Below are 14,167 nucleotides of genomic sequence, written 5' to 3' on the forward strand. Positions count from 1 at the left end.
ATCGCCGTTTTAAAATAAAAAGTATAATAAGGCAGGAAGGATTAAATTATAATATAGGAAGTAAAAAGGTAGGCTATTTAGGGGGTAAATGACTTGTTTGATATGGTTAAATATTGGTTTTGGTATGATTGGATTATGTTAGGAATCCGTCTACTTGCTAGTGTGTCTATCATTCTAGCTACATTAAATTTTCAGGATGGTTTAACATTACCACTTTGGATTATTATTCTTTGGGAAATTATTGCCTTCTCTGTTCCATGGGTAGCCTTACTATTCAATTATAAATATTATTTATTCACAGAAATATTGCTTTATGGTGGACTATGTATATATTTAACCTCTTTATTTCCAGAGGCTTACAATATTTTTCTTATATCAGTGTTTCTTATCGCAGCAAATAGTAAGCATTTGTCCTATTATTGGACAGCTCCAACAACAGTTTTTATAACAACTGGAATTTTCTATGCGGTTGCGCCAAGTAATAGCTATTGGGTTATGGTCATCTATTATGGATTCGCTTATGTAATGGGATTCGCCTTTCATTTATTAATTGTCAATCATAAGCAAAATGAAGCAATTCGTAAACAAAACGCGGTACTTGAGCAGTATATGTCTCAGATTGAACGCATTACACTGGCAGAGGAACGAAACAGACTGTCGAATGAGCTTCATGATACAGTTGGTCACGCTTATACTTCTATTATTATGGGAATGGAAACGTTGCGTACCGAAATTTCTACTGAAATGGGTATACAGAGGCTAGACTCTCTGCTTGAAATGGGACGGAAAAGCATCGAGGACGTGAGAGGTTACCTACATCAAATGGATTCTCCGTGTCAATCGCCTTCCTTGATTCAATCTCTACAAAATCTTGGAGCCGAATTTCAGGAGCACGCCCAGGTAAATGTAAGTTTTCGGACATTCGGAGAGGAATATCAATTGTCTCGGCAAGCGAAGATCGCATTCATTCGTTGCTTACAAGAGTCTCTTACGAATGCAGTACGTCATGGTCAGGGAACTGAAATTATAGTTTCATTGCAGTTTGAACAACAATATACGAGGTTAGAAGTTCAAGATAATGGAAAAGGAAATGTAGAATGGCAGGAAGGCTTCGGTATGAATGCGATGAAAGAGCGGGCAATGAACTTGCAAGGTCAATTGTCTGTATATACAAAGCCAGAGGAAGGAATGCTTGTTACATGTACCATACCACGACAAACTGAAATAAAAGATGGACTTATTCGTTTGTTAATTGTAGACGATCAGCCATTTGTTCGAGAAAGTTTGAGGACATTACTCGATAGATATGAAGATTTAAATGTAGTCGGTTTGGCTGAGGATGGCAATCAAGCCATCGATTTGTGTGGGCGCCTTCAACCCCATGTTATACTTATGGATTTAGATATGCAGCACATGGATGGAATCAAAGCAACCAAAAAGATTAAGCAACAATGGCCACATATCCGCGTATTGATTTTTACAACGTTTCAAGATACCGAACAGGCGTTGGAATCGCTTCGCAACGGTGCGGATGGTTTTTTACTCAAATCTATTGAAACGTTGGAGCTAGCTAATACGATCCGACTTATTCACAAAGGTGGGACACTAATTGATCAGGAAATGTCTCACAAAATATTTGAGAAGTTTGATGAGCAAAAAGAGACACCACAATCAAAAGCAACCGCTTATGAGCTAACAGCTAGGGAGATAGAAATATTGCAGCTAGTAGCAAAAGGACTTCGTTACACTACCATAGCATCAAGGTTATATTTATCGAATGGTACGGTCAGAAATTATGCTTCCACAGCTTATACAAAGCTAGGAGTTCGTAACAAAGAAGAAGCTGTTCAAAAGGCTCTAGAAATTGGAATTATTGAATAACAAAATGTTTTGCGGTGTATAAAAATGAGTAACAAAAAAAGAACGCTTTCTGTGGTTTCTTTTGTAACAGAGTAAATAAGGCCCGTTATCGTATAAGTAAATGTTAAAACACTTACTGTTTTGTCATAATAAAATCATTGAATCTTATCCTCTAAAATACAATAGCCTACTATCAATTTATCTGATAGTAGGCTTTTAAAATTATTTAAGAACTTGGTTATGTTCTAATTTAACAGTTTTCATCAGTGGAAATATTATCACTTCGGCTCTAAAGTTAACACCTTCCCCTCTATCCCCTCCGTATTCAATGAAGTCGTATGATACGTTCCGTTTACCCAATCATCTATTTGATCATGGTACCAATCGCTTCTAAAATGTCCCGATTGTCCTGGTCCTACGATATGATAACCGTTTGACATATCTTTCGTATCAATCACGAATCGCCAAGAAGCTCCGTGATTGACAATACCGTTTTCTCCGTAACTCGCTGCTTGAACGGTAACTTGGCTGCCGCCGATTGGAATTGGTTTTTCACGATTAAATGCAAGTAGTGCTAGCATACTAGATGATTTTGAAATTGGATGTGTGAACGCCAGTTGATGGTAATCGCCCCACTTCCACTCCGCAACATCAGGGCCATATTCCTTCTGTAATTTCTTCATTACATTTTCGTACGATGTATGCACAACTTTCGTGAAACCTCCGTACTTCGTAAACCAAGCGCTATTTTCTCCTGCCACTTCTTTTCGAATCAATTCATCAACTACTTGTGACTTCCCTTCAAATAACTCCATCACATCTTTCGGTATTTCTTTTGAAAATAACGTATTCGAAATCTCTTTCATTAATAAATGGAATAGTAATGGTGCTGCTTCATCTTTACTATCGTTAAAATTCCACTTTGTTAATTGTTTTACGCCTTCTTTCTCTACTTCATTTAAAGATGCTTTATTTAACTCTTTTAACAATATAGGAGCAAATTCTTTCCCGTATAAATTTTTTTGATCCATCTGTAGCTCTTCTAAATCTTTCACCGTATACTTTTCTTTCTCTTGTAAAAATTCTTGAATACGCATTTGTCTATATGGCTGCGCCCACGTATTACTAATATGGTACGGATAATTATCATCCACAATTTTATTATTTGCAGTTGAAATAAACCCTTGTTTTGGATTTATTACTTTTGGAAGTTGATTATATGGGATATACCCTTCCCATTCATATTCATCTGTCCACCCTGGCACTGGCAAACTCCCGTCACCTTTTTTACGCACTGGTATATTTCCATTCGCTTTATAAGCAATTGTGCCGTCATTTGATGCAAATACAAAGTTTTGAGTTGGTGTATGAAAGTCTTGAAGTGCCGTTTCAAACTCATTCCAATCTTTCGCTTTGTTCATATTTAATACGGCCTTTAATTCAGCAGAAGGCTCCAAAGCAGTCCATTTCAAAGCGAATACCGTTTTCGTTTTCTCTTTTCCTTTATCCGCAAACTCTGAAATAACTGGTCCATGCCTCGTAACCGTCACATTATACGGAACTGTTTTCCCGCCTTTTACTTTAATAGATTCATCAACAACAGTAGCTTTTTCCCACTTATCGTTATACAAAAATTCATTTTCATTATTAGGATTTCGCTTCTCAATATATAAATCTTGCACATCAGGACCAGTATTCGTAACACCCCATGCTATTTTGTCATTGTGACCTAAAATAACACCTGGTACTCCTGCGAAAATAACGCCACTCACATTCAAACCTTTCATTTCAAGTTTCGATTGATACCAAATAGAAGGCGTCGCAAGAGATAAATGAGGATCATCCGCTAAAATTGGCTTACCAGACGCACTCTTCTCACCGCTTATGACCCAATTATTACTACCATTAAACTCTGGCGGAATGACCGCTTTTGCAAAACTTTGTGCTACGTCCACATTTGTATTTTTCAGTTCAGCTAACAATCTAGGTGCATCTTTCGGATATGTAGGAAATAGCTCATTTGCTTGCTCTTTCGGTAAATTTTTTAGCGCCCAATATCGAAACGCCTGTCCGTGCCAATGTCCACCTAAGTCAAATGCCATATACTTTCCAATCGTTAACGTATCAACAATGGACCATTCAGTAGGCTCATAACCTAATATAGTAAACTCAACTGGCAATTTCTTTTCCTCTTTTGCCTCGCGTATAAAAGCGTTCACCCCATCAGCAAATGACTGCAGGGCATATTTCGATTCCCCATCATATTGACTAACAGACGCTTCGGCTGCTCGTCGTAAACCAAGTGTTCGAAACAATTTATCTCGATCAACAGCTGCTTCCCCTACAACTTCACTCAACATCCCAGAAGCTTGCCTTCTACTTAAATCCATTTGAAACAAACGATCTTGCGCTTGTACATACCCTTGCGAAAAATATAAATCATGTGCATTTTCCGCTTTAATATGCGGTACCCCTTTACTATCCCTCTTTACCTGAACAGCATATTGTAAATCCTCTAGCTTTATCGTTCCATCTATCTTTGGCACAGAACTAAGCGTATATATGTTCAAAAAAATCACTGTACAAATAACTAACAAAAGAACGATACTACTAGACCAAATGAAAATTTTCTTACCTCTAGTTCGTTTCTTCTTTATGACGACTTCCATATAACCCCTCCTTTCCCAAACTATTCGCTTCTATTTAATGAAGAACCTTTTAGAAAAGTTGAAAAACCCATACTTTCTCATACTACGGATCATACAAACTACATACCTCTCTCTTATGTACACCTTCCTTTCTTTCAATGAAATCTACTCGCCCTTTCTTACACCAATTCCTCAAAATCCCCTTCACATAAGCAAGCGTTCGCTTATTATGTTCAAACGCAATTTTAAGTGCCTTTCGTACTGTCTCTCCTGAAACCTTTTGTATCCACTCTTTCAATTCTTTCACGATATATGGAGATAGATTACTTATATGTCGTTCGTAAAACTTATAAACTTCACTATGCAACGTATCCTCTTCTATCTCTTCTTCCTTCTCCTCAACAACTTCTTGTAAACTACTATTATCCTCTTCTTTTGGCATACCAAAATGCTGCAATAACAATGGAATCTTCCATTCTTCTTCAAGACATTTACATAAAAACATATGTATGAACTCTTTATTTTTTACAGTCTTTAACTCACGTAACACACACTTCTCTACATTTGTATTTAAAATAGGGTTATAGTGTAGCCAATTTAGTATGTATAACTCTTTCGTTTCCGCATCGTATAAAATCTTTCCGTATTCAACAAATCTATTTAACAGCTTCTCAACAGTTTCCATACTGTAGCCTGTTTCCAGTTCTGCCACACGCTTCGGTAATACGTAAATTCCACATTGCTTCGTTTTCGTACCAGTTAACAAATATATGTAAAAATAACGCTCCTCTGGCGTTAAATCTAATATGAATTCATCTTGCCAAAAGCTCACCTGCACATTACGGTACACCGCCATATATTTACCTCCTCCTTTTATTCATAAAAAGGCAGAATTCAATCTTTCAATATACATATAGGAATAAGGGCTTTGTTTTTGCATTTGAATTCCAAACTTTTTTAACTACTACAACGCCGGTTTTATTTTTTCGCGCTTTGTTGTTCTTGTAGTTGTTTTTGTTTTTGTTTTGTTTTTTTAGTGATTTATTACTTGGTAGGTGCTTATGAGGGGCTTGGAAGGGGCTTCATAGGGGCTAAAATAAAAAGGAGCTGTTCCAAATTTTCATTTTGGATAGCTCCTTTACCATTCTTTCTATTTTTGACTTGCATCTAACATCTTCACTAAAAAGGCAGCTGCCTCACCACGAGTTGTTGTACCTTTAGGATTAAACTCATTATTTCCAACGCCAGTAACTACCTGCAAGCTGTATAATCGTTGAACAGGCTGTTTGTATGTGATCAAATGTGTATCCCTAAATGGTAATGCGACTAATTCACCTGTAACACCTTTATACTGTAATGCGTTATCAATCATAATCGATGCTTCTTCACGAATGATTGGTGCATTCGGGTCAAAAACCCCTCCGCCACGACCGCTAATAATCCCTGCACTTGCACTACGTTTAATACCGCTATGAAGTGATGAATGCGCTTTGTTAATATCTATAAATGACTTATTTCCTTCTGGTAGTTTAAGAGCATTTGCGATTAATGTCGCAAACTCAGCTCTCGTTACATTACGGTAAGGCGCAAATACACCATTTCCTTCCCCATGCATAATACCTAGACTGTGAAGTTTACGAATATGTCCCTCAAACCATCCACCTGTAATATCATCTTTTGGCTTTTGTACTTCTTCTTTTGGTACATTGTAGTTAATTTTAATCCAACTTGGATTATAAAAAATCCATTCTCCATTTCCTACTTTGTACCAACCGTCTTTAACTGCTAACACTTTGTAACGGTCTCCGTTTGAAGCTTTACGAACAGTTTGATGTTCAATTCCTGCACCGCTACGTACGTTTATACCGTCACCATTAACGACTAGCTCCATGCTAGGTTCCGCTGGATTAAATTCATTTGAATCAAATAACTCGTTTCTTTCTTGTAAAGGCGAGTCAATTTGCGCATTAACATTTGCATACCATTGAATACCTTGTACGAAGCCAGTCCAATTCCCACGAGAAATTAAAATATCAGGACATTTTTTTCCGCTCCATTGTTGATGCCTGTAAATGTGATCCGCGCTAATTCCTTCTTTATTCATTAAGTAACCTGCAAGTCGCTTCGCATTCTCTAACGCTTTATTGTAATCTCCGTCTTGGTTAACTGAAATTTCAATACCGATAGATTCTCTGTTTCCTGAGCCATCACCATCTCCTGCATGCCAACCATTTTCATTTGTTGGTAGGTGCTGATAGATTTGTTTATCGTCTACTGTAAAATGCCATGAAGCTGTTCGGAACGTACCTTCCGTTGCTTGTTTATACAAATATTTCGCATGATTTTCAGCATTCGCACCGCGAGCTGTGTTTGCAGTCTCATGAATTGTAATGTAACGTGCTTTCATCAGATTGGCCGGGCGAATATCAGGATTTCCTGCTGGAACAATCCACTCTACAAACGGGGCACCTGCAAGTGTTCCATATTTCTTTGTAGTCATCGATGCACTATACTGAATAGCTCTTGGCTTTTCAACCGGCTTCATTTCGCGAGGAGAACCATCATTTCGACCATCTACATGTTCAAATGCCTTTTCAATGTTTGAAATAGCTTCATCTTCTGCTACTTGACCTGTTTTAGCTTCTTTCATTTTATTTAGTTCTTCTGTTTCAGAATGTTTATGCTTATATTCTTCTAGAAGTATTTTCTCGTTTTCTGATACTTCTGTTTCGTTAATTTGCATGTGATCTGGGGTTTCTAGATTGAAATCAGAATAACTTAATCCGCTCGTTCCACTCTCCCCTTGTGCAATACGAAGTTGATCAGTTTGAAGGTTTTTACTCTCTTCTGCTGATATCACTAAAGGTGCGCTCCCTAACATTACTAAACTTGTTGATAGTGCAATTACTCTTTTTTTTATAATTGTATTCATTGCTATATGTAATATTTACACAGCTCGTGTAAATATCTTAACCTCCCTTTATCTTCTCATTAGTGAAAGACTATGAATCTACTATGTACTTCTAATATAACTTTTTCATCACTTATGTATGTATAAAAATATGTTTATTATATCCTTTTATAAATACTTTCTATCCTCAGCAGGCAAATCATAGTTTCTAAGTCAAATTTCTATAAAACCCCTTAACGAACATTATTTTACAACTAATTATAAGTACCGTCAAAAACACTCACAAAAGGGATAATTAATAAAGTAAACTTACATTTTTTCATTTTAACTTTTATTACAAATTCCCTTTAACGTTTTCGACAATCTCATTTATCGTATTTCGATCAAACTTATCACTAATTTCATATGGATCACGATCTCCTACTAGTTGTACGCCTACGATATCGTTGCGGTCCTTACCAAATTGCACTTCAATAATAGCTCCCCGCTCTACTTGTTTCCAAATGTAACTTGCTTCATCTTTATTATCTAAAATAATACAGTCCTCGATATTTTCATCAATCCCTATTAACTTGTTATCATCTATAAACCCAACCTCGTATTGTTGACGCTCTTTCGCTTTGCCACTTACTAATATACCTTTGCTACCATATGAATAATCCATATAGTCCTTTTTCTCAGATTGTACCACTTTCGGCTCTTTTGCTTTAGTTTTTTCATCGTTCTCACAACCCATAATGAAACTGATTGGCATCACCGTAGTTAGTACCACTCTAGTAAATTTCTTTATCATTTAGAATCGACCTCACATATTTAATATAAAACCCCATTTATTACCTTATTAAAGGATAACATGATACTACAGCAAACGCGTCAAAGAGAAAGCATTATTTACATCCCCTCACTATGCGGAGAGCCATACATCCATATTGTTTCTCCCCCCTTTTATCTTCATGTTGTATCTTCACAACAATAAACAACTAACTAAATTATCGATAAATTACACAAAGTGGACATCCTACTCACATAAGACTTAAAATTGAGATGTATGGAAGACATGATAAAAAATATAGGCTAGTTGTTCGCAGTTAAAATGGTCTTTATATTAAGGAAGGAAGTGCACAGCAATGGATTTTAATACAGTTATGCAAGAGCTTGAGGCCCTTGGTAAAGAAAGAACAAAAAAAATATACATATCTAACGGCGCACACGAGCCAGTTTTCGGCGTAGCCATAGGTGCTATGAAACCAATCGCTAAAAAAATAAAATTAAATCAAGAATTAGCTGAAGAACTTTATGCCACAGGCAACTACGATGCTATGTACTTTGCAGGCATTATTGCCGATCCAAAAGCTATGAGTGAATCGGATTTTAATCGGTGGATGGATGGGGCGTATTTTTATATGCTATCTGATTATGTTGTAGCAGTAACTTTATCAGAGTCAAATATGGCACAAGACGTTGCTGATACATGGATTGCAAGTGGAGACGAGCTACGAATGTCTGCAGGCTGGAGTTGCTACTGCTGGCTTTTAGGCAATCGTAAAGACAATGAATTTTCCGAAAGCAAAATTTCCAATATGCTTGAAATGGTGAAAAATACGATTCATGATTCGCCAGAACGAACAAAATCCGCTATGAATACTTTTCTAAACACAGTAGCGATTTCATATGTGCCACTACACGAAAAGGCAGTCGAAATCGCAAAAGAAGTTGGTATAGTCGAAGTAAAACGTGAAAATAAAAAGAGCAGTTTGCTAAATGCTACAGAAAGTATTCAGAAAGAACTTGATAGAGGAAGACTTGGTTTCAAACGTAAGTATGTTAGATGTTAAATGATCAAAAAGGTGTCAATCTAAGCAAGATTGACACCTTTTTGATGAGAAAAACGAATGAACTTCCCCTGGAAATTATTCATCCCCTCTTGTACACCTTATGCGTTAAACATTTCTTCATTCAATTTATAAACCCTATCTCTTTTCTCATCACTTTTGACAAAAATAAGCTTTCCTTCTTTAACAAAACCTTCTAATAGTAAGCATACTTCTCCATATGCTTTAGGCTTATTCGTTGTGAATCTTTCATCTGATATTTTTCCAGCTCGTATTAATTGTTCACATAGCTCAAGTGCACTTATTTCTTCAGAATCCATTAATTCCAATATATCTTTTTGCAGTGGTGATAAAGGTACTGGTATTTCAGTCACCTCCACCTTTCCTTTCTCGTTTTCTTCTTCAAATAAATCTTCAAATGAAATTTGATTCATTACTTCTTTTCCTTTCTAACGATCGATTTGTATAACATGAACTGAATCCTATAGCGTAGTTATTGTTATGTATTCCTTACTTTATTACATAAATATCAAACTCATGTACATCGTTTCATATAGTATGTTTTGATTATACCAAATATATGTTCTATCTTCTATCGTAGATTGAAAAAAGGAACGTTTTACTGTTCACAAATAGCGAAAAGGGATTTAAATAATTTCGTTGAATGGATTTATAGAAATAACTTCAAAATCAACTTTTATTGTATATTTTTGAGTTACTTTACATTTCACTCTATATACCATTTTTAAATAGAGATGAATATTTATAGATACTATGATTAAGTTTCATGCAGATTAGCAAAATAGATATTTATTCCATAGAAATTTATGGTAAACATTTATCATTTATATGTTATAATCTCGATGTAAACATTTAAGTATATTAAATGTTTACTAAGGTTATTCAATACGTTTACTTTAACAAGGGGGCACACAAATGAGCAGAAAAACAAGTAAAGTTAAAAAGTTTTTTGGATTCGTACTAACCGCAGCACTAGCAACTACAACGATGGTAGGCACAGTAAATGCAGAAACAACTACGAAAACAAATGGTAATGCAAATAGCTATAAGGTAGTTAGCAATAATGACACTGTATTTACAGATGTACCAAAGGACCACTGGTCAAAAATTGCTATTGATTACTTAGCATCAGCAGGGATTTATAAGGGATACGGAAATGGGAAATTTGGTTTTGGGGACAATGTTACTAGAGGACAGGTAGCTTCTTTAGTCAATCGACATTTAGGTTTAATAGCAGACGATAAACAGGCGAATATGTTTAGTGACATTACAAATCATATGTTTGAAAAGGATATTAAAGCCATTGCGCAAGCTGGAATTATGACAGGTGATGGATCAGGTACATTTCGTCCAGATGATGTATTAACTCGGTATGAGATGGCAGTAGTGTTACAAAAAGCATTTCATCTAGAATCAAAAGGACAAGGGAGCTTTAAAGATGTACCAAAAGGTCATTGGGCCTATGAATCTGTAAATGCAGTGCGTAGTAACCGTATAGCACAAGGTGACGAATCAGGTAATTTTAATGGCAACATGATTGTGAAGCGTGAGCAATACGCACAATTTTTCTATAATGCAATAGCCAAGAACAGATCTTATAATTTCAACATCAACTCAAAAGAAGAACTGAAACAAATGTTAACAACAGCTTTACAGAATGGGACGTTTGGTCCATTTAAATTAGATGCACTAGGTAAAGATATATCTGAGGTAAAAAAAGAATTTGGAGCGCCTGATGTTTGGAAGCAAGCACCATGTACAGAATGTGATGCCCCTAATACAGCGGTATACGGAGATTATAATATTGATATGTACCCTTCAGACGCTAGATATATATGGGTGAAAATGGATATCTCTATCAACGAATTAAAAGAGTGGTTTGGTGAACCAGATGGAATCGGTGAGGATATGACTAGTGAAGGCTTTATATATAATCGAGGAAGCTATTCTCTTTATTTCAGCTTCTCTGATGGTTATATTCAACGCGCTGAAATATCTAAAGCTGAAGATCGTTATTAAGTTACAAACAATATAAATATATAAAGTATAAAAAGATCCTTCAAGAACACGCTTTTTCTTGAGGGATCTTTTTGTATTCCTATCTATTTTACATAGTACAAATCTATAAAGCTCCCACTGATTAAACTTTATTTTTCTTGATGCTCAGCATCCCATTCACTTAAATACGTTGCATATTCTAATTCATCTGGATCATCATATAACATGGAAATAAACTCTAATTTATTTCCATCACAATCTAGAAAATATACGCTTGCAGCTGGCATCCATCTTTGGACAATCGGTTCTCGATTTCCTTTTCCCTGACTCCCTACTACCTTTATTCCACGTTTCTCTAACCATAATTTTGAAGCATTTAAAAACTCTAAATCTACACGAAAGGCGAAGTGTTTCGTCTCAAACTCTTCATTCGTATGCATTTCCCATAACCCGAGCATTTGCTCTTTACTTTCTCCTATCCAAAAGAATGCAACTCGTCTTTTCGATAGTCTTTTTGCTACTGTTAAGCCTAACTTATTTTGATAGAAATCTATCGCCTTTTCTAAATTCCTTGCATGTAAATGTGTTTCATATATGCTTTGTATCATTATATATTTCCCCCTCCCCTACATTCTGATTTTTAAAAATATGTTTTGTTTTTATCATACAAATTAATATATTTTTAAGCATCCTACTTTTGTATAATTGTTCTTTCCTACAAAGGTATAGATATCCAGCTTTCGCTAATATCCCAACACCGGAATTCAATACAATGAAACTAGTGAGGTTTTATTCCCACACACTAATCATGCTTTTATGGACAATTGGCTCTCACCTACTTTCCTCTCCTTAGAAGCTTTGCTGCCCACAAATAGCAGGATAAAAATTCTATTTACATTCATAAATTTTTATAATGTAATAAGATTAACATCTTAATAATAGAGGAGGAACCATTCTGGATAAAACCAAAGTTATGGCTTATTTTAGTGCAACGGGTGATATATTCCCTGTTGAAGCAATTACTGACGCCCTAAGTATCGAGCCTACAAGAACTTATAAAAAAGGTGATGTTGTTGCAAGACGTGATAATCCGAATCTTGTATCCACCAAAATCATATATAGAAAAGAGACGGATTGGACTTTAAGCACTGGATACGAAGAATCATACGATATAAATAATCAGTTGCATGTTATTCTAAAATCCCTTGAAAGAAAAACAGAACAATTAAAACATCTTAAGAAGAAATATAGTTTAGAGTTTCTTCTTATGATAGTAATTCAAGTGGAGAATAACGAATCACCCGCGATGTATTTACAAAAAGATATAATTGATTTTGCTAGTTCCATTCAAGCAGAAATTCATTTTGACCTATATATTTTGTAACAATAAAAAACGCTATTGATATTGGAATCAACAGCGTTTTTTATGTGACTATATGTTTTATCTTGCTTGTACCCAAATGCACATTCTTTTTATATAACTTATTACTTCAATTTTCCCTCAAAAACAATTTTCCTACCGCACGGTTCAACTTCTGTTTTGCCGTTTTTCTTCACTTCATGAAAGATTGGCTCTTCCATGCGACGTGATGGCGCATAGCCTTCTCGTTCCATACGTGCTAAGCAGTCTGTAATTGTTTCGTTTTCGAGTACTTCAAATTTCTTTTTATTAGGTTGTTTTGTCATGCCCTAACCTACTTTCTATTTTTCTTGATGCGAATTGATTCTTCATGTAGACCATATATACCATTGCGAGAATTCCCATTATAATCATAACCGCAATAAAAAAGCTTGTATACTGTATTTTTTCTATAAATACGCCTCCTAATACAGGTCCCATAATACTACCTAAACTAAAGGCGATTCCAGATAATATATTACCTGCTGGTAGTAAGTGCCTCGGTAATAAATCTGTCATAAATCCAAGACCTAATGAGAAACACGATCCAATGACCATACCAGCTAACAGCATACAGACAAAAACGATCCAGTAATATTGATCAAATACTGCTGTAAGTAGGAAAATTCCCGTACTTACGCTGAACGTCCACGTTAAAATACGATCTCTTCCGTATTTATCACTTAATATACCGAGTGGAATTTGTGTAATAATGCCCCCAACTGCGAACGCTGGTAATAAGAAGGATACATCTGAAACAGACCATCCTTTACGAAGTGCGTATACTGGTAAGTTACTATTTAACATCGCTTCCAGTACACCATATGCAAGCGGTCCTAGTAATGCAATCCATCCTAATCCAACAACTTGTTTATAACGAGAAAATGATGATTCACCCTTCACTTCTCTTTCATCTTGCGCCGGGAATGCATTTTTCGTTGGGAGTAATAAAAGCCAACCTATTAAGCAAAGTATCGTAGATATAATAAATGGCGTTGCAAGACCGTACTGCACAGTGCTTGCTAAATACGGACCAACCGCAAAACCAATTCCGAAGAATACACCGTATATCGATACTTGTCTACCAATTTTACTCGGGTCTGATGTTGTCGTAATCCATGTTTGTGTTCCGACATGAAGCATATGATCTCCGACTCCAACTAGAAATCTAAGAATAAACCATACCCAAAATGAAAAAGTTTGTGTAAAAAAGAATAATGAAATAATAACGAGAAACCCACCAATAACGATAATTGGCTTCATTCCAAACTTTTGCATCGGTTTTTCAAGAAACGGTGAAATAACTAATATCCCAATGTATAATGCCGTCGCATGAATACCGTTAATACTTGAACTAACCCCTTCTTGTTCAAAAATCATTGCAATGGCAGGTAAGAGCATCCCTTGTGACAAACCCGAGATTGCTACAATTCCAACCATAATCCAAAATGTAAAACGCATTGACATCCCTTTCCCTCTCCTTCTCACGCTGTCCACC

12 protein-coding genes are annotated in these 14,167 nt (G+C 35.8%); 4 read left to right on the forward strand and 8 right to left on the reverse strand.

Annotation, left to right across the window (positions count from 1 at the left end; all coding sequences use genetic code 11):
* Positions 1–93: 93 nt before the first annotated feature.
* Positions 94–1,881, forward strand: coding sequence for a helix-turn-helix transcriptional regulator (locus MKX31_RS13985; RefSeq protein WP_064475823.1), 1,788 nt, complete (start codon positions 94–96; stop codon positions 1,879–1,881).
* Positions 1,882–2,138: 257 nt separating this feature from the next.
* Here the strand turns inward: MKX31_RS13985 and MKX31_RS13990 are convergent, their stop codons facing one another.
* From MKX31_RS13990 to MKX31_RS14005, 4 genes are all read right to left on the reverse strand, one after another.
* On the reverse strand, positions 2,139–4,529 hold the full coding sequence (locus MKX31_RS13990; RefSeq protein WP_064475824.1) for a penicillin acylase family protein: 2,391 nt from the start codon (positions 4,527–4,529) through the stop codon (positions 2,139–2,141).
* Positions 4,530–4,611: 82 nt separating this feature from the next.
* The gene (locus tag MKX31_RS13995) at positions 4,612–5,364 is read right to left on the reverse strand and encodes a DnaD domain-containing protein (protein ID WP_064475825.1); all 753 of its coding nucleotides are present in this window, start codon (positions 5,362–5,364) and stop codon (positions 4,612–4,614) included.
* Positions 5,365–5,658: 294 nt separating this feature from the next.
* A complete protein-coding gene (locus MKX31_RS14000; RefSeq protein ID WP_340981010.1) occupies positions 5,659–7,440 on the reverse strand; it encodes an S-layer homology domain-containing protein in 1,782 nt (593 codons plus the stop codon).
* Positions 7,441–7,753: 313 nt separating this feature from the next.
* Positions 7,754–8,212: a hypothetical protein gene (locus tag MKX31_RS14005; protein ID WP_064475827.1), complete on the reverse strand. Its 459-nt coding sequence runs from the start codon at positions 8,210–8,212 to the stop codon at positions 7,754–7,756.
* 334 nt (positions 8,213–8,546) lie between these two features.
* On the opposite strand from MKX31_RS14005, the gene MKX31_RS14010 reads away from it, so the two are divergent.
* A complete protein-coding gene (locus MKX31_RS14010; RefSeq protein WP_088047157.1) occupies positions 8,547–9,254 on the forward strand; it encodes a DNA alkylation repair protein in 708 nt (235 codons plus the stop codon).
* Positions 9,255–9,352: 98 nt separating this feature from the next.
* Here MKX31_RS14010 and MKX31_RS14015 read toward each other — a convergent pair whose 3' ends face one another.
* The gene (locus MKX31_RS14015) at positions 9,353–9,685 is read right to left on the reverse strand and encodes a DUF3895 domain-containing protein (RefSeq protein WP_064475829.1); all 333 of its coding nucleotides are present in this window, start codon (positions 9,683–9,685) and stop codon (positions 9,353–9,355) included.
* Between the two features lie 502 nt (positions 9,686–10,187).
* Between MKX31_RS14015 and MKX31_RS14020 the strand changes: the two genes are divergently transcribed.
* A complete protein-coding gene (locus tag MKX31_RS14020; protein WP_064475830.1) occupies positions 10,188–11,291 on the forward strand; it encodes an S-layer homology domain-containing protein in 1,104 nt (367 codons plus the stop codon).
* A gap of 128 nt (positions 11,292–11,419) precedes the next feature.
* On the opposite strand, the gene MKX31_RS14025 is transcribed toward MKX31_RS14020, so the two are convergent.
* Positions 11,420–11,878 carry a VOC family protein gene (locus MKX31_RS14025; protein ID WP_103655728.1) on the reverse strand — a complete coding sequence of 153 codons (459 nt, stop codon included), beginning with the start codon at positions 11,876–11,878 and terminating at the stop codon, positions 11,420–11,422.
* Between the two features lie 365 nt (positions 11,879–12,243).
* On the opposite strand from MKX31_RS14025, the gene MKX31_RS14030 reads away from it, so the two are divergent.
* A complete protein-coding gene (locus MKX31_RS14030; protein WP_340981011.1) occupies positions 12,244–12,654 on the forward strand; it encodes a DUF4279 domain-containing protein in 411 nt (136 codons plus the stop codon).
* 101 nt (positions 12,655–12,755) lie between these two features.
* On the opposite strand, the gene MKX31_RS14035 is transcribed toward MKX31_RS14030, so the two are convergent.
* Together MKX31_RS14035 and MKX31_RS14040 are read right to left on the reverse strand one after the other, a co-directional pair.
* Entirely contained in the window at positions 12,756–12,956 is a 201-nt protein-coding gene (locus tag MKX31_RS14035; protein WP_064475833.1) for an NETI motif-containing protein, read from the reverse strand.
* Positions 12,940–14,136 (reverse strand): MFS transporter, encoded by a 1,197-nt coding sequence (locus MKX31_RS14040; protein WP_064475834.1) that lies wholly within the window; start codon positions 14,134–14,136, stop codon positions 12,940–12,942. Before MKX31_RS14040 ends, MKX31_RS14035 begins: the two co-directional genes overlap by 17 nt.
* Positions 14,137–14,167 lie beyond the last annotated feature (31 nt).

Origin of the sequence: Bacillus sp. FSL M8-0063, assembly GCF_038005545.1 — a bacterium.
GTDB classification, from domain to species: domain Bacteria; phylum Bacillota; class Bacilli; order Bacillales; family Bacillaceae_G; genus Bacillus_A; species Bacillus_A wiedmannii.

Bases quoted from the DNA above. Each gene is read 5' to 3' on its own strand.
- MKX31_RS14025 (WP_103655728.1), bottom strand. From the start codon at position 11,878: ATGATACAAAGCATATATGAAACACATTTACATGCAAGGAATTTAGAA.
- MKX31_RS13995 (WP_064475825.1), bottom strand. From the start codon at position 5,364: ATGGCGGTGTACCGTAATGTGCAGGTGAGCTTTTGGCAAGATGAATTC.
- MKX31_RS14005 (WP_064475827.1), bottom strand. From the start codon at position 8,212: ATGATAAAGAAATTTACTAGAGTGGTACTAACTACGGTGATGCCAATC.
- MKX31_RS14020 (WP_064475830.1), top strand. From the start codon at position 10,188: ATGAGCAGAAAAACAAGTAAAGTTAAAAAGTTTTTTGGATTCGTACTA.
- MKX31_RS14010 (WP_088047157.1), top strand. From the start codon at position 8,547: ATGGATTTTAATACAGTTATGCAAGAGCTTGAGGCCCTTGGTAAAGAA.
- MKX31_RS14035 (WP_064475833.1), bottom strand. From the start codon at position 12,956: ATGACAAAACAACCTAATAAAAAGAAATTTGAAGTACTCGAAAACGAA.
- MKX31_RS14030 (WP_340981011.1), top strand. From the start codon at position 12,244: ATGGCTTATTTTAGTGCAACGGGTGATATATTCCCTGTTGAAGCAATT.
- MKX31_RS14015 (WP_064475829.1), bottom strand. From the start codon at position 9,685: ATGAATCAAATTTCATTTGAAGATTTATTTGAAGAAGAAAACGAGAAA.
- MKX31_RS13990 (WP_064475824.1), bottom strand. From the start codon at position 4,529: ATGGAAGTCGTCATAAAGAAGAAACGAACTAGAGGTAAGAAAATTTTC.
- MKX31_RS14040 (WP_064475834.1), bottom strand. From the start codon at position 14,136: ATGTCAATGCGTTTTACATTTTGGATTATGGTTGGAATTGTAGCAATC.
- MKX31_RS14000 (WP_340981010.1), bottom strand. From the start codon at position 7,440: ATGAATACAATTATAAAAAAAAGAGTAATTGCACTATCAACAAGTTTA.